Annotated in this window: 19 protein-coding genes; 6 read left to right on the forward strand and 13 right to left on the reverse strand. The window is 50.8% G+C overall.

Annotated features, from left to right (window positions below; genetic code table 11):
- The 4 genes from IEY11_RS15160 to IEY11_RS13610 all read right to left on the reverse strand — a co-directional run.
- Positions 1-233, reverse strand: a 233-nt coding sequence (locus IEY11_RS15160) for a Gfo/Idh/MocA family oxidoreductase (RefSeq protein WP_330600822.1), incomplete at its 3' end; no start/stop codon positions are given.
- Between the two features lie 11 nt (positions 234-244).
- Positions 245-1,273 (reverse strand): sugar ABC transporter substrate-binding protein, encoded by a 1,029-nt coding sequence (locus IEY11_RS13600; RefSeq protein WP_243184021.1) that lies wholly within the window; start codon positions 1,271-1,273, stop codon positions 245-247.
- Positions 1,274-1,352: 79 nt separating this feature from the next.
- Positions 1,353-2,228, reverse strand: a complete 876-nt coding sequence (locus IEY11_RS13605) for a sugar phosphate isomerase/epimerase family protein (protein WP_118286282.1) — start codon at positions 2,226-2,228, stop codon at positions 1,353-1,355.
- 56 nt (positions 2,229-2,284) lie between these two features.
- Positions 2,285-3,946 carry a solute:sodium symporter family transporter gene (locus IEY11_RS13610; protein ID WP_243022786.1) on the reverse strand — a complete coding sequence of 554 codons (1,662 nt, stop codon included), beginning with the start codon at positions 3,944-3,946 and terminating at the stop codon, positions 2,285-2,287.
- 307 nt (positions 3,947-4,253) lie between these two features.
- On the opposite strand from IEY11_RS13610, the gene IEY11_RS13615 reads away from it, so the two are divergent.
- From IEY11_RS13615 to IEY11_RS13625, 3 genes are all read left to right on the forward strand, one after another.
- The gene (locus tag IEY11_RS13615; RefSeq protein ID WP_188886826.1) at positions 4,254-5,276 is read left to right on the forward strand and encodes a LacI family DNA-binding transcriptional regulator; all 1,023 of its coding nucleotides are present in this window, start codon (positions 4,254-4,256) and stop codon (positions 5,274-5,276) included.
- Positions 5,277-5,933: 657 nt separating this feature from the next.
- Positions 5,934-6,350, forward strand: a complete 417-nt coding sequence (locus tag IEY11_RS13620; protein ID WP_161275414.1) for a MarR family winged helix-turn-helix transcriptional regulator — start codon at positions 5,934-5,936, stop codon at positions 6,348-6,350.
- A gap of 17 nt (positions 6,351-6,367) precedes the next feature.
- Complete coding sequence (locus IEY11_RS13625) at positions 6,368-7,030, forward strand: YczE/YyaS/YitT family protein (RefSeq protein ID WP_118481356.1); 663 nt, start codon at positions 6,368-6,370, stop codon at positions 7,028-7,030.
- A gap of 96 nt (positions 7,031-7,126) precedes the next feature.
- Here IEY11_RS13625 and IEY11_RS13630 read toward each other — a convergent pair whose 3' ends face one another.
- Positions 7,127-8,122, reverse strand: coding sequence for an ATP-binding protein (locus IEY11_RS13630; protein WP_188886827.1), 996 nt, complete (start codon positions 8,120-8,122; stop codon positions 7,127-7,129).
- A 3-nt stretch (positions 8,123-8,125) separates the two neighbouring features.
- Entirely contained in the window at positions 8,126-9,118 is a 993-nt protein-coding gene (locus IEY11_RS13635) for a DnaD domain protein (protein WP_188886828.1), read from the reverse strand.
- Between the two features lie 237 nt (positions 9,119-9,355).
- On the opposite strand from IEY11_RS13635, the gene IEY11_RS13640 reads away from it, so the two are divergent.
- The gene (locus tag IEY11_RS13640) at positions 9,356-9,604 is read left to right on the forward strand and encodes a DUF6061 family protein (RefSeq protein ID WP_033121501.1); all 249 of its coding nucleotides are present in this window, start codon (positions 9,356-9,358) and stop codon (positions 9,602-9,604) included.
- Positions 9,605-9,653: 49 nt separating this feature from the next.
- On the opposite strand, the gene IEY11_RS13645 is transcribed toward IEY11_RS13640, so the two are convergent.
- The 7 genes from IEY11_RS13645 to IEY11_RS13675 form a co-directional block, all read right to left on the reverse strand.
- On the reverse strand, positions 9,654-10,679 hold the full coding sequence (locus IEY11_RS13645; protein ID WP_055228679.1) for a sensor histidine kinase: 1,026 nt from the start codon (positions 10,677-10,679) through the stop codon (positions 9,654-9,656).
- A complete protein-coding gene (locus IEY11_RS13650; protein ID WP_055228678.1) occupies positions 10,676-11,353 on the reverse strand; it encodes a response regulator transcription factor in 678 nt (225 codons plus the stop codon). The genes IEY11_RS13645 and IEY11_RS13650 overlap by 4 nt, the downstream gene beginning before the upstream one ends.
- A 19-nt stretch (positions 11,354-11,372) precedes the next feature.
- Positions 11,373-13,445: an ABC transporter permease gene (locus IEY11_RS13655; protein ID WP_188886829.1), complete on the reverse strand. Its 2,073-nt coding sequence runs from the start codon at positions 13,443-13,445 to the stop codon at positions 11,373-11,375.
- On the reverse strand, positions 13,435-14,202 hold the full coding sequence (locus IEY11_RS13660) for an ABC transporter ATP-binding protein (RefSeq protein WP_033121505.1): 768 nt from the start codon (positions 14,200-14,202) through the stop codon (positions 13,435-13,437). The genes IEY11_RS13655 and IEY11_RS13660 overlap by 11 nt, the downstream gene beginning before the upstream one ends.
- A gap of 77 nt (positions 14,203-14,279) precedes the next feature.
- A complete protein-coding gene (locus IEY11_RS13665; protein ID WP_033121506.1) occupies positions 14,280-15,467 on the reverse strand; it encodes a sigma-70 family RNA polymerase sigma factor in 1,188 nt (395 codons plus the stop codon).
- A 35-nt stretch (positions 15,468-15,502) separates the two neighbouring features.
- Positions 15,503-16,210 carry a hypothetical protein gene (locus IEY11_RS13670; RefSeq protein WP_055228676.1) on the reverse strand — a complete coding sequence of 236 codons (708 nt, stop codon included), beginning with the start codon at positions 16,208-16,210 and terminating at the stop codon, positions 15,503-15,505.
- A gap of 10 nt (positions 16,211-16,220) precedes the next feature.
- Positions 16,221-17,327: a DUF6076 domain-containing protein gene (locus tag IEY11_RS13675; protein WP_033121508.1), complete on the reverse strand. Its 1,107-nt coding sequence runs from the start codon at positions 17,325-17,327 to the stop codon at positions 16,221-16,223.
- Between the two features lie 222 nt (positions 17,328-17,549).
- Between IEY11_RS13675 and IEY11_RS13680 the strand changes: the two genes are divergently transcribed.
- Together IEY11_RS13680 and IEY11_RS13685 are read left to right on the forward strand one after the other, a co-directional pair.
- Positions 17,550-18,170 carry a CHC2 zinc finger domain-containing protein gene (locus IEY11_RS13680; protein WP_188886830.1) on the forward strand — a complete coding sequence of 207 codons (621 nt, stop codon included), beginning with the start codon at positions 17,550-17,552 and terminating at the stop codon, positions 18,168-18,170.
- Positions 18,145-19,518, forward strand: a complete 1,374-nt coding sequence (locus tag IEY11_RS13685) for a DNA primase family protein (RefSeq protein WP_188886831.1) — start codon at positions 18,145-18,147, stop codon at positions 19,516-19,518. Before IEY11_RS13680 ends, IEY11_RS13685 begins: the two co-directional genes overlap by 26 nt.
- The last annotated feature ends 167 nt before the right edge of the window (positions 19,519-19,685 follow it).

Here is a 19,685-nt window from a genome sequence, read left to right on the forward strand (position 1 = left end):
GTGATCTTGCGCTCTGCCAGCCACTCGCGTGCGCCGGACTTGTCAAGCATCGGGTCAGCAGCAGCTACTACCTGAACGCCCGGTACGGAGTTGATCAGGTTGTTGATGTGCAGCTTGCCGATACGGCCGCAGCCAACTACGCCGATTTTCAGAATGCCCATTGTAATTCTCTCCTTATAGAAACGTGATTGTTTAATAGATACGCTGCACTTGCTGCTGCAAGTGCAGCGCATGGTATTACGGTTTACTGTGCAACTGCCTTGCCGTCCATCTGGCTCTTGAGGGTTGCCATGTAGTCCTCGGCGGTGGTGCTGTCGATGACCTTGGTACCGCAGTCAACAAAGCTGTCTACCTTTTCGCCGTTCAGATGTGCCACAACGGTCTTAACCGCCTGATAGCCCTGATCGTAACCGCTCTGTGCAACGGTCATGGTCTCGCCGCCATCGAGGATGGACTGTGCTGCGGTGATGTTGCCGTCAAAGCCGATGAAGATAGTCTTTGCATAAGCCGGATTGTTCGCTGCTGCACGAGCTGCCGCAATTGCGCAGTCGTCGTTGTGGCAGGCGATGATAGCCAGACCCTCCGGATGGCTCTGCATGATGCCTTCCATGCAGACGGTTGCCTTATCTGCTACGGCGTCTGCATACTGCACCTCGTCCGCGAGGAACGTGCCGCCTGCGCCGTCAATGCCTTCCTGGAAACCGGTGCGGCGTGCATCGGCGGTGGAGTCACCCTGAACACCCGCAATATAAGCTGCTTCGATCTTATCCCAGCCGGCTGCCTTCGCCGCCTCGACAGCCTTTTCGCCGCCGCTTGCCGCTGCATCCTTCTGGCCGATGCCGATGAACGAAATCTTCTCCGGTGCATTAAAGTCCGTGTCGATTGCGAAGATGGGCATATCCGTGCCGCTTACCAGCGTCGTCGCCATATCGCCCTGAAGCGGCGCGATGATCATGGCGTCGTACTTGTTCGCGTGCAGGTCGGTCTCGATCATGTTCTGCTGCTCATCGTATGCGGTTTCGGAGGTCGCGCCCTTCATGTCGAGCACTGCGCCGGTCTCGGCCGCCGCTTTTTCAGCGCCTGCCATCATGTACTGGGTGTATTCGTTCGAGGTGGTCTTGAACACGATGGAAATGTTGTAATTGCCATCGCCGCCCTCAGCCTGAGAGCCGTTGCCGCCGGTGGAATCGGAGGATGAGCCGCAGCCTGCGAGCATGGATGCCATCAATGCGGAGGAAACAAACAGTGCGCCGATTTTCTTCAGATAGCTCATAATAAATTCTCCTTTACAGATCAAAAAAATGTGATAAATGCTGGGGAATATGCTGTGAGATACTGCTGATTTTACGATATTAGAACTGTGCGTATTTTTCAACGTGTGCACGGGTGACTTCTGCGGACTTCTTTACGTTCTCCTCCTGCGACATCTCATAGTATGCCGGACGGAAGATCTCGATGGTGCAGCAGTCGCCGTCAAAGCCGATCTTCTTGAGCGTATCAGCGTAGCGTGCATGCGGCAGGCAGTCGCCCTCGGCACCCGGCCACAGACGCTTCTCGTCGTTGTTGTAGTAAGCGCCGCAGGGCATATCCTCGGTGCCGTTCAGGTGCCATACGAAAATCTTCTTGCCGTCGGCCTTTTCGAGCGTATCCCAGCCGGAGCCCATTGCGTAGAAGTGGTACTGATCGAGCGTTACGCCGACATACGGGCTGTTGACCTCCTCGACGATGGCGTAAGCATCCTCAAAACGGTTGATAGTCATGGACGGCTCGCCGCAGAACTCAAGGCTCAGGCGGATGCCGTGCGGCTCGCACTTCTTAACCATTTCCTTGAGAACAGCAACTGCATCCTCGCGGATCTCCTTGCGGGTCGGGGTCAGGCCGCGCTCCTTCATGTCCTTGCTCGGTACGACAACGATCATCTTGCAGCCGAGGATGTTGCAGCGGCGAATGATCTCGTCCAGCTCAGCCATCACGGCGTCCTTTTCCTCCTGCGTCTGCTTCATGTTGAAGAAGCACAGCGCATTGTAGGAAAGCATCTTGAGGTGGTGGCTCTGGAACCATGCGCCCATCTCCTCGAGGGTGATCTTGCCGGCTTCCAGATCGCGGTTCAGGCACTCCGACTGAATGTCAATGCAGTCGAAGCCGTATTTCTCGCACAGCTCGAGGTCCATCATAACACTGTGGTTCTTGCAGAAACGGTCATTTGCTTCATTAAATCCGAGTTTCATGGTAATTGTTCTCCTTTTCTTTTCTCAATTAGGTTCTTGGTTGGACTTTATTATACTCATGCGGCAATGCCGATGGGCGAAAACAGAATGTAGATGCCGATCGCCAGAATGATACCGATGATACATACGATATGGCGATACTTCCACGGGGTCAAATCAACTGCGCCGACATCGGCCGGAACATATTCTTCTGTGCCGCGGTATTTGTTCAGATACCACATGATGGCAAATTCAACGACGAACAGCACAGCGATGGCGTACAGATAATGAATTGGCTCACCCGAGGTGGGGTAACAGGGCTTGATGATCATAAACGCGCCGTAAGCGATAACGTGAACAGCGGTGATGACCTTGGGCGCGTACTTCGGTGCCTTGCGGAAGATCAGCGCGCCGAGTACGGTGAACAGGATCGGCAGGGAAACGAACTGGCTCATAGAGTTGAGGAAGGTCGTGATGCCCTGTGCGAACATAACGAACGGTGCCACGCAGATAGCGACTGTACCGGCGCAGGTGCCGTAGATCTTGCCGACCTTGACGCACTGCATATCCGAAGCCTTCGGATTGATGGCGGTGCGGTACAGGTCGAGGGTAAACATGGTCGATGCGGAGTTGAGCACCGAGTTGAACGAGGACAGGATCGCGCCGAACAGAACAGCAGCGAAGAAGCCCATGACCGGCTTGGGAACAACGGCGGAAACCAGTGCCGGATAAGCAAAGTCGATCGCGGAGGAACCGGCCGCCGCTAGCTTGTCCTGAATGGACGGCAGGTGGTAAGCGATAACGCCCGGCAGTACCAGATAGAAGAAGCCGATGGTCTTGAGGAAACCGCAGTAGATCGCGCCCTTCTGACCTTCCTTCAGGCTCTTTGCAGCAAGTGCGCGCTGTACAAAGGACTGATTCGTGCACCACCAGTACAGGTTGTTGAAGAACATTCCCGTGAAGATGAGCGGCCACGGCAGAGCCGGTTCAGCAGCATCCCACGAAGCCCATGCGTTGAGCTTTTCGGGTTCGGTTTGTACGAGGTACTTGACACCTTCTACGAGACCGCCGCCGGTGGTCTCGTGACCCAGCAACGTCAGCGCGAGGAACGGGATCATCAGACCGCCGATGATAAGGCCGATGCCGTTGATGGTGTCGGATACGGCAACCGCCTTCAAACCGCCGAAGATGGCGTAGCAGCCGCCGATAATGCCGATAACGACACACAGAATTGCAACAGCCTGGAACTTGCTGATGCCGAAGATACCGGAAATATCGAAGATATTCTCAAATACAACTGCACCGGAGTAAAGGATGACCGGCAGATTGAGGATGGAGTACATCACAACGATGACGAACGAGAACATCAGCTTGGTGCCGCGGCCAAAGCGTGCTTCCATCAGCTGCGGGATGGTGGTCGTGCCCATTTTGAGGTAGGTCGGCAGGAACCACAATGCCAGTGCAAACAGCGTGAACAGTGCACCGACCTCCCAGCCGATCGGACTCATATTGGAAGCCCAGCCCTGACCGTTTGTGCCGACCAGCTGTTCTGCGGACAGGTTGGTCAGCAGCAGCGAGCCTGCAATGACAATACCCGGCAGTCCGCGCCCCGCGAGGAAGTATCCCTCGGCGGTGTCGAGCTTGTCATCTCTGGTCTTCCACGCTGAAATGACTGCCACCATGACGGTGAAAAACAGGAAGCTCAGCGCGATCCAGATCATGGAACTGAAAAATGACATTTTGTTTCTCTCACTCTCTTTTGGGGAATTTTTCGGTTTTGTGAATGGCCTTGTTCACTTGACAATCACAGAATATCACAGTGGATTTCCGGTTGCAATAGCTTGGGCGCACTATCATTTATCCGTGCATTATATCGTGATTGTGCATATTAAGATTGCGAGTGTTTACGATATTATGCACAAAAATGACGCTATCATTGTATCATTGGCGATGTGCAGCACAACATTTTCGTGCAGATGTAACATCTGGCGCACGACTGTATTTTATGATATAGTATAAGTACAGATAACGCAGGAGAGTGATTTTATGGTAACGATGCAGCAGATTGCTGACCGCTGCGGGGTGTCGCGCGGAACGGTGGACCGCGCCCTGCACCACAAGGAGGGTGTACGCGAGGAAGTTGCGGAGCGCATCCGCGCGACGGCGCGTGAAATGGGTTATATCTCGAACCGCCTCGTCATGCAGCAGACGCAGCAGTGGAAGATCGGCGTGGTGCTCCACTCCGACCATTCGCCCTTCGTGCAGATGCTGTGCGAGCTGTTCGAGAGCTTTTCCGAGCGTGAGCTTCTCCCGAACATCACGGTCATCGTGCGCGCGATGCAGGATATGGATGTGCAGCATCAGCTGACGCTGATCGATGAGCTGGTGACGACCGAGCACATCGACGGACTCGCGCTCATGCCGCTCGCGAACACGCTCGTGCGAGATAAGATCAACACGCTCAGCGAGCAGCAGGGCATCCCTGTCGTGACCTTCAACACGGACATCACCGACGCGAACCGCATCGCCTATGTTGGCACGGACAACATCGCGAGCGGCCGCGCTGCCGCTGCGCTGCTCGGCATGGTCATGCAGGGGCACGGCAGCGTGCTGCCGATTCTGGGGCAGCGTAGCGGTCACTATGCCGACTCGCAGCGTTTTACCGGCTTCAGCACCGAAATGGCGGAGAGTTTTCCGGATATCCGGGTTCTGCACCCGGAATGCTCGTTCCTCGACGAAAGCCTTTCCGAGCGCATCGCTATGCGCGCCATTCAGTCGGACAGCGAGCTGCGCGGCATCTATCTGACCTCCGCAGGACGGGAGGGCGTTTACCGCGCCGTGCACGCCGCACATCGCAGCGAAAAGCTGCACATCGTCGTTCACGATGTCACCGAGGGCAACATCAAAATGGTAAAAAACGGTACGGTCGATTTCATCATCGGGCAGGACGTCAAAACACAGGGCACGCTCCCGATCCGCCTGCTCTACGACTACCTCGAGCGCCACCAGTTCCCCAGAGAGCGCATGAATATGACGGATATTACGATTAAATTCCGCGGGAATGTGTAAAAATTCATGCTATTTGCAAATAGATTGCAAGGCTATAAAAAGAGCGTATAGCAATTTCAAGCTATACGCTCTGAGACTGTCGAAAAACTTTGTTTTTCCGACAATCTGTGTTTTGACTTCGCAAAACACGGACGTCCGAAAGTTCCCATTCGGAAACTTTCTCCCTCTTAAAGTATAAAAACCGAGGTACACGCCCCCGATTTTTATGAATTTGCTTTGCAAATTCTATTAAATGCGTGCTACCGCACGAAGCGTAAAAATTAAAATAATACTTTTTTGACAGATTGAGAGCGTATAGCAATTTCAAGCTATACGCTCTCGTTTTATTTTACTAATAATAAACCAATATTTTTATTATACACTTGTTTCGAGAAAACTACGGTATTTTGCAGAATCTGCGGGATTGCTGAAACCGAAAATGCTTCAAAATTCGGAGTAAGAAACCTTGGTAGCGACCCTCTTGTACGCCTGCGCCGCGTACGCGCAGAATCGTTAAAAACAGCGTAAAGTTATATCTAATGATAATATAACGAAAAGTAATCTATAATAAAGAAAGAAAATATAACAGTAAGTATAAGAAAATACAAATTGACAATAAAAACTCATAGATATATAATTAGAAAGCAAACTGTTTGAATTAGAACAAAGGAGAACGCAATGGAATTTTCCACCCATTACCTGCTCATGGCTGACCATGCCATGCTGCAGAAACTTGTCATGTCGCGCATCAAACCGCTCGGTCTGACCACCGGCCAGCCTAAAGTGTTGGACTTTCTGCAGGATCACGACGGCGCCATGCAAAAGGATATCGCCCAGGGCTGCCATATCGAGCCGTCCTCGCTTTCTACCATCCTCGGGGGAATGGAACGCGCCGGACTGCTTGAACGCAGCACACGCGACGAAAACCGCCGTACGGTGTATGTCCGCCTGACCGACCTCGGCCGGGAACAGTGCCGCCGCTTGAATGATATCTTTGCAGCCGCAGAAGAGGAGGCGCTGCGCGGCTTCTCACCGCAGGAGATGCAGCAGGTACAGACCCTGCTCGAGCGTATTTATCGCAATCTAAACAACTAAAAGGGGATAAAACAGGCATGAAAGGCTCTAAACTCGGTATTCGGCTGCTGTATTACTTCGGCGGCTTCTTCGTCATGACTATCGGCATTGCACTGTCGGTCAAGTCCAATCTCGGCGTGTCGCCGGTCAGCTCCATCCCATACACCATGACCTGTGTCTGGGGCATTGAGATGGGTGTTGCGACCGTCATTTTCCACGTTATTCTGGTCATCCTGCAAATGCTGCTGATGCGCCGCCGCTTTGAATGCAAAAACCTGCTGCAGATTCCGGTCGGCATGGTGTTCGGCGCATTCACAACCACCTGCAACACGCTCGCGGCGATGTTTCCCTCGACGGACAACCTGATTATCCGTTTGCTGATGTGCTGGATTGCCACTGTTTTCGTTGCAATCGGCATCTTTTTCTACGTTCCGGCGGACATTATGCCGCTGGCCGGTGAAGGCGCTATGCTGGCCATCTCCACGCTGACGGGCAAGCCGTTCCCGACCGTCAAGATCGCGTTTGACGTATCTATGGTGTGCATTTCGCTCATCACCTGCCTGATCTTCCTGCACGGACTGGGCAGCGTCGGCATCGGTACGGTTATCGCGGCGTTGCTTGTCGGTATCGAGCTGCGCATGATTACGCATCGGTTTGGTCGCTGGCGCGATAAGCTGCTCGGCAAACAATCCGAAATCTGAGGCAACACCGCAAAATTCCCCGCAAATCGCTCTTGTTCAATTATGCGGTGTTACCTAAAAATCCCTCTCTTTCTCGCAAAAAAGAGAGGGATTTGTTTACGTTCTGCGCATTTTCAGCAGCCGGATGTCATCACCGAAGAACCGCAGCGGCAGGAACTCGCCGAGCAGGCGGGAGGCCACGGCAGGCGAGTATTTCTCGCTGAGCGTTTCCGGCAGTAAGTTGGTGTTGATGATCATGGGGCGCTTAGCCATCAGGCGGTTGTTGATCAGGTTGTACAGCGCGGAAACCGTGAAGGCGGTGCCCATTTCGGTGCCCATATCGTCGATAATGAGCAGGTCGGCGCGCTCGTAGCGTGCAGCGCGTTCTGCGGCGGCTTCGCCGTCACCGGAGCCGAATTTGATGGTCTCATACGCGGCAACAATGTTGATGGCGGTGTCGTAGGCCACGGAAAATCCGCGTGCGGAGACCGCCTCGGCAATGCAGGTAGAGAGAAAGGTCTTGCCCAGACCGGTCGAGCCGAACAGCAGCAGATTGGGGGAATCCTTGCCGAATTTTGCGGCATAAGCCTTGCATTCGCCCAGATTATATTCCATATTTTCGCGCGGCGAAATACCGCTGCGGCCATCCGGGCGGGTGGAGTAAAAGCTCATGTCGAACTTGGAAAAGTTCTGGTCGGCAATCGGCAGCACCGAGGAAAGCTGCTCCTTGAGCAGCTTGGCGTAGCGCGCCTTGACGCACTCGCAGGTCGCACTGCCGGCGTAGCCGGTGTCGCCGCATTTTGAGCACAGCGGCTTGTCGGTCAGATAATCGGCGGGAAGTCCAAGCTGCCGGAGCAGGTCGCCGCGTTCCTCCTGCAGACCGAGATTGCGGTCGCGCAGCTTTTCGATTGCAGCAGTCGGGTCTCCGCCGGACTCCATTGCGGCCCGCAGAACGGACGCTGCCGTGGTGCTCAGCTCGCGGTCGATTGCGCGGATACGCGGCTCGCGTGTGTAAATCTCACGCCGGCGCGCTTCCAGCTCCTCGGTGTGAGCCGTGCGCTCGCGTTCCAGCTCGCGCCGTGCGGCGGCGAGCAGTTTTTTATCGTATGCCATAGGTTATTCCTCCGTGTTGCGGCGATGACTGCGCACGCGTGCAGCCCAGTCCTGCTCCCAAGCGGCGAGCGTGGCGCTGTCGGTCGGCTGTGCGGGTGTCTGACCGACGGCGGCAGGCACGGCAGACACGGCAGACGTGCGGGTTTCCGGCTCGAGAGCGGTGATTTCGCTGACCGTATGTACGCCTGCATTATCCCATCGGCGCAGAATGCCGAGCGTGTAATCCAGACTTTTGTGTCCCTGCTTTTGACCGGTGCGGTGCACCGCCAGCTCCACTGCGTCGGCAGGGAAGCCGTGCGCCAGTGCAAAGCGGCAGACGCGCTGCTCCTTGGGCGCGGGCTGCTCGGTATCTGCACCGAGTGCGCGGTAGATCGCCTCGCTGAGCGGTTTTTCATCCGCGCGGCGTGTCAGGTACTGCTGGGCCGCCTGCGCGGTGACAATGCCCATATCGGCCCACTGGTTGGCTTCGCGGCGCAGATCGGTCGTGCGGACCGTGCCCTTTTCGCTTTTCAGATAGCTGAGCAACTCAATCGTTGCACCTGCGTCCAGACCAAGATAGTCGTAAATGGTCAGCAGACAGCGCAGCTGACCCTCGGTCAGCGCACGGCCTGTAATGCCCTCTGCTGCGTCGCAAAGGCCGGAGAAGGTCTGGTCATCCAGACGGGCGCGGCGCAGCTCATCGCCAGTGTAGCGCGGCGCTTCGGCGGATTTGTCGGTTGCTGCTTTGGTTTTTTCCGTCGGCGCGATCAGGTTGTTGAGCGTGAATGCCGCACGTTCGTAACGATCGGCGCTCAGACGCAGGGCACGTGCTGCAGCGGAGCCGTCCGTGCCGCCGTGCCGCAGGATATAAAGATACAGCAGCGCCGCATCGCCGTCGCCGACCGCGATCAGCTTGTCGAGCATGTCGCAGCGTGCTACGCGCAGTTCGCCCTCGGGCAGCAGCACAGAGGTCATGGGCTTGTCCTTCTTTCCGGTGGATTTTGTTGTATCCCTCATTATAGCATAAATCCCTCTTCATTTGAAGAGGGAAGAATTGCAGAGAGCGACAGAATATGTGCTACAATAAAAGCAGAAAACCGAGGAAACTCTTGGCTTAACAGTGATAAGGAACTAATTTACTTATCAACTGTTAGCTGACGGTTTCCGGGGTGCATACGGACAAATCCCGTCTGATTTCTAACAGGAAGTCAGACGGGATTTTCGCTTTATATTACGAATTATGGAGGACATACCATGAAAACCTTAATATCTTGTGCCTACAATATGGATAATTGCTGTGTGGAAGTGAAATTCAGCGACGGCAGTATGATTGCGATTGACACTATCGTCGTTGAGAACGAGATTGCTGACAATATGTATCAGCGGTCAGAGCTGGATTATTTGATCTACAACGCTCCTTTGGAGTATGCAGACCTTATCTTGAACGGCGATCCCGAAACCTATTTGAAAACTGTAACAGAATACAAGCCTTGGGATAGCTGACAACACGCTGCCCGCAGGAGAAAATCCTGCGGGCGTTTTTCTGTTTATATTATTTCCCTCCGTTGGATCTCAATTTAGGAAAGAAGATGACAATCTTGAAGCTCTTTCCCCACTGGGAAGCTGCTTCCAGATGAAGATTTAGATCGTCGGCCATCTTCTTAACCAGGTAAAGTCCCATACCGGTAGCCTTCTTTCTGCTGTCAGTAGAATCCCCGGTAAAGCCCTTTTGAAAAATGTACGGCAGATTATATTTTTTTACGCCAATGCCGTTATCTTCAACAGAAAGGATATCTGCAGTCTCCGAATGTATCACGGAAATTGTAAGCATGGGACTATCGCTGCTATATTTGATGGCATTGCTAACGATTTGTCCCAACATAAACTGAAGTCCTCTACGGTCTGTATAGACTGTTTCAGATTGCAGTTTGTTGAGAATGACAAAATGCTTCTCTTCAAGAAGTGGGGCATAGTCCTCCAGAACTTCACCCAAGCAGTCATTCAAATTGACATCCTCAAATCGGTAATCCTTTGTACTGCTCTTCAACCGGGCATAGTACAGCATCTGCGTGACATCCTCCTGAAGCTGACTGCGGACATAATCCAGCTTTGCTTGCAGGGAAGGAGAGATTTCATCGTTCCGGTTATCCAAGAGCATGGTCAGCAACGATAGGGGCGTTTTCGCTTCATGTGCCCAGCCCTCCACGTATTCTTCATAGTCCCGTAGGGCATCCGCCATATTGTTACTCTCGTTTTTGTATTCCCGTAAAACCGAAGCCAAAAATCGGACAGATTCTCCTTCTTTCTGACTAATGGCACTGAGCAGCCGTTCTTCATTGCAGATGGTAGGATCACTGAGGAAATCTCGGAACAGTTCCATGTGGGTGTTCTCCCTCTTGTTTAGTACAAACAGAATCGCTGAAAACAAAAGGATGCTCGTCAGAACTACTAACCCGATCAAGGTTTGAAATACCTGAATGTCAGAAATCCAAAGAATGACAGCGCAAAAGCAATCCACGCCCAGCAGCAACAGAAGCCAGGGGTAGTACCGTTCTATCATGTGCCAAAGCTGCTTCATAGAGACACCTCCGCTTCCAAACGGTAGCCCATTCCTCGAACTGCAACGATTCGCTGTTTCATTTCAAGGGCGGACATCGTTTTTTTCAGCCGGGTTAGGTTAACCTGCAAGGCATTTTCATCTATGTATTCCGTGGTTCCCCATAGTGCCATGCAAAGCTGCTCCGTCGTGACCAGAGCATCGCCGCCGGACAAAAGAGCGACCAACAGTTTTCCCTGATTTTTTGGAAGCACCACAGAGGTATTATGAATATAAAGCGTGTAGGTCTGCTGGTCTAACAGGAAATCTGGTCCCTCTATGAGATTGGTACGGCCTTCATACCTTTTGAGAATATTGGATACCCTGGCAAGAAGTCGATCTTTTCTGCACGGCTTCGTCAAATATTCATCGGCACCCAACTGGAACGCTTGCAGTTCATCCTTTACCTGATCTCTGGAAGTCAGCACCAGGACGGGGATAGCAGTTTTATTCTTTAGCTCCTGGCAGATTTGAAAGCCACTGATCTCCGGCAAGTTCAGGTCTAAGATCACAAGGTCAGGGCGGAGGGCTGCCAAGAGCCGAGCGGCATCTTCAAACTCGGTAATTGCCTCCACAAGATAGCCGTCCTTTTGGAGCATATCGCAGAGTTCTTCCCGCATATAGACTTCATCTTCCACAACAGCAATTCTTTTCATGACAGCACCTCCTTCCAAATTATTCTTCTCTCTGCGGCTGCATCAGTGTCAGCAAATACCGATCACTGGAGCGCTTGACCACTCTCATATAAATATATTCTATCACGCAAAGTAGTAAAATCATAGCAGCAGATACAAGCAGCATTTCAGACACTGTCCCACGGGTTCGGGACGAGAGTATCCCTGTAAATAACGCCCTGACTCCAAACAGACTGCTGACAGCCGCAACCAATACAGGAAGTCCCATAAACCAGGTAATTTGCTTTCCAGCAGACTGGCAAAGGGTTTCGTAAGTAGCTCCCAGGCGGATCAGGGTCTGGTATCTGCGCCCGGTTTTCTGCTGACTCATCAGGAACTGAACACCCACGATGGTGTTGGCAACTACCAGGAAAACAATCGCAAGATAGAGGGTAATATAACTGGATGCTATGGTGTAGAAAAGCTGACGACCTATATTCTGAAGATAGCTTTCATATTCAATGCCAGTTTCGTCCAGCTTCTCGTTCAAATCCAAATATGCAGTCATAAGGCTATTTCCATCCAGAGCCTGCTCACTGAGCACCGCATTGACATAGGTATCATACATTCCCTGGCTATAATATAGGAATGCTTCATCCGGAAGAATCAATGCAAAGGACAAGGTTATAGAATGGTCCGTGACCAAATTCACAGACTGAACCTCTCCTGTAAGATGAATCGGACTACCATCCAGTTCCACCTTGGGCTGTCCGGCCAATACTTGGTTCAGCATTGCGGTACGACTTACTGTAGTAAACTCTGTATCAATATAGACAGCGGCCTCCTTTTCGCCTAATTGGAGAGCCGGTTTGCCGGACAATTCCAACAAACGATTATAGTCCGATAAACAAATCAAATATGGGTATGTGGCATAACCAAGATTGTTCAGAAGGACATCCCGGTCTTCCGACTGGGGCAGGCTCCGAAGAGAGTCCATAACAGCGTCCATGCTGTAGGCATTATCATAATCTTCTGTGGTGCGAATACGCCCAACCCTCATTTCAAAAAGCTCTGAAAATTGATTTTCCAAACCGTTTTCTTTCAGGGCTGCCTTTATATTCGGAAGAACCTGCGATGAATCTTCTGCAGTATGATCTTCAAAAGTATAGTCGATTACATGGCCAGAAGACAGGCTATTCGTTCCTGCAATTCCTACGCCCGCACCAAAACAACACAGCGCCGCCAGAATCAGCAGGGAGCTGATGGCCATGGAGGTTGACTGATGAATAACATTCTCCTGAATCTGCCGGAAGGTAAATACATGAAGCTGCTTATTTCCTTTTCCTTTCTTAACAATCAAAGCAATCAGCGCACGCATCCCATAGAAAAGCAGCATCGTACCAACTATGCCCAACAGCAAAGTCAGTCCCATCATACTTACCTTTGTCCATGCAATTCCCTGAATCGCCATGTAGTAAGCCACTGCCAACATCACACTTCCGCATATAGCAGCCAGTCCATAGATAACAGATGGCATTTGCTTTTTGGGGCGGTTCGTTGGCTGGGATAGCAAAGTACCGATCTCCTGGCGGCTGATTCGTCCACTCAAAATCAGAAGTGCCGTCAGCTTAATTGCCAGAAATCCTGCCAGCGTCCATTCAATTGCAGACCAGGATAAAGAAAACTGATGACCGATGATCCCCATGCCTACCAGCTTGGCGGTGACAAGACTGACAATTTCTGAAAGCACCACAGCCACAGGTAAGCCTATGAGCATGGCAAGAATACTGGTCAGGAAATCTTCCGCCAGAAGCATACCAAACAGTTTACTTCTACGCATCCCCAACATTAGATAAACACCAAACTCATGCCGTCTGCGCTCGAACTGATACTTGCAGGCAAAATAGATCAAAAAGAACAGAATACCGAGGGTCATCCCATAAAACGCAGGAATCAGAAGCAGGAGTTTGTCAACTGCGTCACTCTCCATTTTCTGCAAAAAGAGCATCACATCTTGAGTGGAGATGGAAAGAATCATGTAAAAGGCAACAATAGAAATCACCAGGGAGCTGAAAAACAGACCGTTTTCCTTTCGGCTGCGGTGGCTGTTCCGAAGAATGAGATTAGAGAACATTTGCGCTGCCCCCTCCCAGTTGCGCCATCACCTTCAGGATGCGCCCGTAGAACTCCTGCTGGCTTTCGTCTCCACGCCGAAGCTCATGAAAGATCACGCCGTCCTGGATGAACAGAATGCGCTTGCAAAAGCTGGCGGCATTGGAATCATGGGTTACCATCAGGATCGTAGCTTGTTCGTCACGATTCAGGCCGGACAGCTTCTCCATAAGACTTCTTGCGTTCTTAGAATCCAGCGCACCCGTCGGTTCATCGGCAAGGATCATTTGGGGATGTAAGATCAGAGCCCTTGCTGCCGCAACACGCTGACGCTGGCCGCCGGACATCTTGGACGGAAACTTATCCAGAACATCAGTGATTTCCAGATAGTCAGCCAACTGCTTCAGCCGCTGGCTGCTTTCTGCTTCGGATACCCCATGCAAGGAAGTCGGGAGCAGGATGTTTTCCCTGCCAGTCAGGTTGTCCAGCAATTCAAAGTTCTGGAATAGATAACCAACTTTTTTGCCACGGTACTCTGCAAGAGCCTTTCCCTTGAGGGATTGCAGAGTATCGCCTTCCACCTGAATGCTTCCACCTGTGGGTTGAATCACAGTCGCAATACAATTGAGCAGTGTGGATTTACCGGAACCGCTGCTTCCCATAATGCCGAGAAACTCTCCCGGCATCACCTGGAAGGTGATCCCATTCAGTGCCTTTGTTTGACTTGGCACATTGCCATAGATTTTTGTTAAATTTTCAATATTCAAAATGGGTTTCATGTGAATACCTCCTATCATTTGTAATAAAATGATAGCATGGGAACACAGCAAATACCACTTACAGTGGTTGTAAGGATTCAAGATATAAGTGGCGGCTCAAGGGGGACGAGCATATATTTTGTAAGAGCATCAGGCGACAATGATAAAATATACCGGATCGCCTCCTTGGCAAACCAGTTCGTTTTAATTGTATCCCAATCAGCAAGTCGGATAATCTCTGCTGTGCCGTTCTCAAAATCAACTGAAATTTCGCCCCATTCGCCGTCGCAGTCTGCTTGATATTCGTAGATTGCGGCGGCGATTTTCTTTTTGCGCTTGGTTTTGGTTTTCTGTTTCAGCCGGACAGCATGGAGCGCACCTTCGGCAACCAGCAGTTCTGTCAGTTTGTCCACCGCTTTCCGGTAGGCTCGCTCTGCACCGCTGGCTGTGCTGCCCTCAAACATAATCGCCAATTCTTCAAAAGTGGGGCGGTTCTTCCATGAGCCAACTCGCCCGCAGGTCATACAGATTGCTAACCGTTTTTCGAGCAAGGTCTGTTCCCGGTAATTCAGCTTCTCAAATGCCCGCTGTACCTTTTCTGCTTGTATGCCGTTCCAGAGGATGTCGGTATAGTTCCAGCTATCGTCAAGGGCTATATCCTCGCCTGTTTCCTCGCCGTCCTCGTCCGTTATATAGAACGGCTGCTGGTTGCGGATTCCACGGACAACTTTCAGATATTCTTCCGCAAGAGCAAGGTCGCAGTTATACTTCTTGGAAAACTGGTTGACCGCATCTTTGGTGTTATGGTACAGCCACGCCATTGATCGCACCATTTTGTAATTGGTCAGAGAGGATACCGACCATTTTTCTTCGCCCATGCGGAAACGGAGCATAGAATCCCAGATGAACGGATAGATGTATGTAGCATACTCCGCACCCTTGGCAGGATCATAGTCCATCAGCTTTTGGAGCATTTGCTCCCGGCAGGAGATCTTTATATCGATAAATCGGTCTGTGTCGTACAGATTGCCGCCGTCCACACTGAGAAAGCCTTTGATGCGCTTGTTGAGCTGCGTTTCGTAGTGGTGCAGAAAGAACGAAAAATATAGCAAATTCTTTTCCCGCAAAGCAGACAGGATATATTCATTCAGACTGTCCACCGCTGGCGGTTCCGGTTCCAGTTGGAAGATGCGCTCTGCCACATAGGGGATGATGCCGTCACCGTGTGGATTAACTTGGTGCTTCGGTATGTATCCGGTCATGTTCCACGAAAAATCATTTAGCATAGCGCACCTCCCTTCTAAGTAATCAGCGGGAATAATTAACCATAATTCCAAGTTTGTCTTGCAGCATTTATATTATCCAGAAGAACAGATGCAGGATTTGCCTCGTAATAGTACGTGCTCATATCCAAAATGCCTTCTTCCATTTCACCCCACTCTGCTGTGCGAGAAACAAAGATTCTATTATATACACACCAATCGCATGTGGTGGTGAAAGCAGCAATATCTGCAAAGTCTTTTGGAAATACAATTCTTCTTCCATTTGATGTTGGCTTAAGATAGTTCTCCATTATTTCTTTGAAATTCTTCAGATCATAATCCGTAGCGTTTTCCAAAGCTTTACAGACAATCAATTCTTCGTGCGTGAATTCTGTAAGTGTTTCTAAATGGTTTGCAAGAATTAGACCATAAATAACGCAAACCTTTGGGCATTCTGCATTTACGGTTTGTTTGAACAGATTGGCTACGATAATAGCCTTTTCCGGGCTGGAGTTTACATAGTTGTAAAGCTCGTTCAATCTTCTTTCGAGATTAAAGCCAGATGCAAGACCGTTCAGTAGATGGCCGAGTTTGAAGGTATTGTATTCAGATAGAAGATCATTTCCTATTCCGCCTACAATTCCCGCAACTGGGTTTACTACGCCCAACACACCAATAGAGCCAGAACGGATTATTTTGGTCATAGGATTGTCCATAACCCGGCTAAGCGCATTCCCAATATCAGTTAAATCATATTTCTGTGCCATTACATATTCCTCATTTCGTCCGTAATTTTGCTTCTTTCTTCAAAGCAGCCTGTCCCATCTCTTTTTCGTAATCACCTTTGGCATAGGCGACATTGCTCAGCGCTCGAAGCATTTTATCCTTTGCCAGCTTTTTCATAACCTCTGCAAGATCAGCGTCCAGAGTACCACGCTTCACATAGCGGTTTATGGTGTTCAGCCGTTTCTCATAAATCTGTTTCACCGGATGATCGTCCGCAAGCTCCCGTTGTTCTCTGCCTTTCAGGTTGCCGATCTGTCGGCAAGTGCGGTGCAGCTTGTCCCCCGGTGCATAGCCGCCGCAGTATTTGGTGTGCCTTGCGTTGGTGGTGAGGAACCACTTGCCGCAGATTTTGCATTTTTTCGGGGCATGACCAACACATAAGCCCTCAAAAAGATCAGACCGGAACATCCCTACAAAGGATACATAGTGCATCCGCTTGACCAGCTTCGCAACTTTTTCGCCGGGACGGATGACCGATATATACTGAACGGAATTATTCAAAGTAGACATCCAGGCATTGCCCTCCGTGATAGAGAACTCCGGCGGAAAATAGTCGCCGAACATTTTTGCAAAACCCTCTGCGGTGCGTTCTGCTTCATTGCCGTCTGATTTTTCTGCAAAATCAAGCATGGCCGTTTGGTATTCCCCAAGGGAGTATGCCAGATGCCCGAAAACTGCGGTATAGCGTTGGAGCATCATCGCATCGGCAAAGTTCTGGATTTCTTCAAATTGCAAAGAATTGGTTGCGGCTTTTATGGCAAACTCCACATATTTCAGCGCATTGTCCACAGTAAAGACTTTTTCAATCCGTTCTCTGTGCTTTGAGATATTCATATAGGAGAACGGCGGTGTTTGACTGAGAATATCAAGCATCGTCAGAGCAGCTTCCGTTGCAATAGGACAGAGTGCAGAAGCATCCTGTCCGGCGTTTAATATTCCAAGCAGCAGATTGATTTTCTCGCATTGCTCGTTCATCTTTGCGATGGTATCCGCAGGGACATTCAGCGCATCACAGGCAAGAGCGCCGACAGGAAGTGTTTTTCCCTCATATATGACCGTATCCTGCCAAAAATCCAATGTCATCAGTTCTTGGTTCATGCTTGCCCCTCCTGTCCTGTTTTTTCATTTTCTTAATTCTATCATGCTAATGTAAAGAAATCTACATCTATCCATAAGTTGTCCTGTTTTTTGAAACGGGGTTGTCCTCCGATTAGCCTGTTTTTTGAAAAATCCGGCATAACCATAGTAGAAGGAGCCAAACCCCTGCCAATCACGGCGGGTGTTTCGTGCTTTCTAAATACTATGAACGGAGGTTTTTCTATGACAATCTATGAAATCATCAAGGCGGCAATCAGCGTAAAGCAAGCCGCAAAACACTACGGGCTGAATGTCAACCGCAATGGTATGGCTTGCTGCCCGTTCCACAACGACAGGCATCCGAGCTTGAAGCTGAACGAGGATTATTTCTTCTGCTTCGGCTGCGGAGCCAAGGGGGATGTAATCGACCTTGTGGCAAGACTGTTCGATCTGAGCAGTTATGAAGCAGCGCAAAAGCTGGCTGCGGACTTTGGACTTGACCCAAAACCGCCCACTGCCGCAGCTATGGTTAAGCCGAAGCGTCCCTATATCCGTCAGTTCCGGGAGGATGAAATGCTGTGTTTCCGGGCGCTGACAGACTATCTGCATCTGCTGGAAGATTGGAAAGTGCGGTATGCACCGAAAACACCGGACGATGCACTGGATGACCGTTTTGTGGAAGCCTGCCAGATGCTTGATTATATCGAATATATGGCAGACATTTTGACTGTGGGCGATCTGGAAGAGCGGGTTGCTGTGGTGGACGAGCTGATGAAGGACGACAGAATTACGTTCTTGCAGGACTACACCACAAGAAAGAAAAAGGAGGTGGCGCACCATGGCGAAGAACCGGAAAACGCCTGATATGAACTTGCCCATGTGGTTTGACGGGCAGAACATCAACGAAGCTCTGTTTTGTGAAGAATTTCTGCAAGAGCGCAGGATCATCTTCGCAAACGGAGCTTTTTTCACGCCCGATGGTCGAGTGACGGACGATCTTCCTCTGCGTGGGGAGATTTACGACAAGCTGAAATTCTGTGCCGTAAACAATATCCCCCGGAAGATCACCAACATTCTGGAAGTGCTGAAACTGGAAGCGCAAGTGCCGGACTTTCCACCGGAGCAGGATCGGATTCATTTGTCCAACGGTACGCTGCTATTGAACGGCACATTTACCGAGGGCAGACCGGCTATCGTGCGGAGCCGTTTGCCGGTTGCTTACAATCCCGATGCTACTGCGCCGGTGATCTGGCTGAACTTTCTGGATGGGTTGCTTTACGCCGAGGACATTCCAACTTTGCAGGAGTTTATCGGCTATTGCCTGATTCCCTCCAACAAGGGGCAGCGCATGATGGTGATTAAAGGCAACGGCGGCGAGGGTAAATCTCAAATCGGTGCGGTACTGTCTACCATCTTCGGCACGAATATGAAAGACGGCAGCATCGGCAAGATTTCTGAAAACCGCTTCGCCCGTGCCGATTTGGAACACATTCTCCTGTGCGTGGATGATGATATGCGGATGGAAGCTCTGCGTCAGACCAACTATGTAAAATCCATCGTGACTGCACAGGGCAAAATGGACTTGGAACGCAAGGGCAAGCAGAGTTATCAGGGCTGGATGTTTGCCCGGTTGCTGGCATTCAGCAATGGTGATCTGCAAGCCCTATATGATCGCAGCGATGGTTTTTACCGCAGACAGCTTGTGCTGACCACCAAAGAAAAGCCCATGGACAGAGCCGATGATCCTGACCTTGCAGAGAAGATGAAAGCTGAAGCCGAGGGTATCTTCCTGTGGGCATTTGAAGGCTTACAGCGGCTTGTTGCCAACAACTTTAAGTTTACGGAGAGTGACCGTATCCGGAAAAACCGGGAAGCGGTCAAGCGTGACAACAACAATATCTTTGATTTCATGGAGTCGGAGGGATACATCCGATTGAAAGCGGATGCTTCCATCAGCTCTAAGGATTTCTATGAAATCTACCGGATGTGGTGTGAGGAAAACTCCCTTGCACCGCTGAAAGCCCGTAGCTTCAGCGATGCCATGATTGCCAATGCCGGGAGATTCAATCTGGAGCATTGCAACAACATCACCAACTCTGCCGGACGGCGGGTGTGGGGCTTTATGGGCGTGGAAGCTGTGGCAAGACCTCATATAAATGGATTTTACGATGTTTCGCCGTGTACGTACGTACCGGAGGACTGGCGGGATTGATTTTGCCAGTCATGCTCTGTACGTATGTACGCAGCATTTACCCCTGTTTTCTTCCGTTATAGGAAACAGCAGCTTTCAAAGCTGACCTGTTTTCGGGCATTAAAAATCAATGGTAATGGAAACAGCAAAGTTTTTGACCGCAGGACGAAACTATTTCACGAAATCGT

This window comes from Butyricicoccus faecihominis, assembly GCF_014648015.1.
In the GTDB taxonomy this organism is placed as follows: Bacteria; Bacillota; Clostridia; order Oscillospirales; family Butyricicoccaceae; genus Agathobaculum; species Agathobaculum butyriciproducens.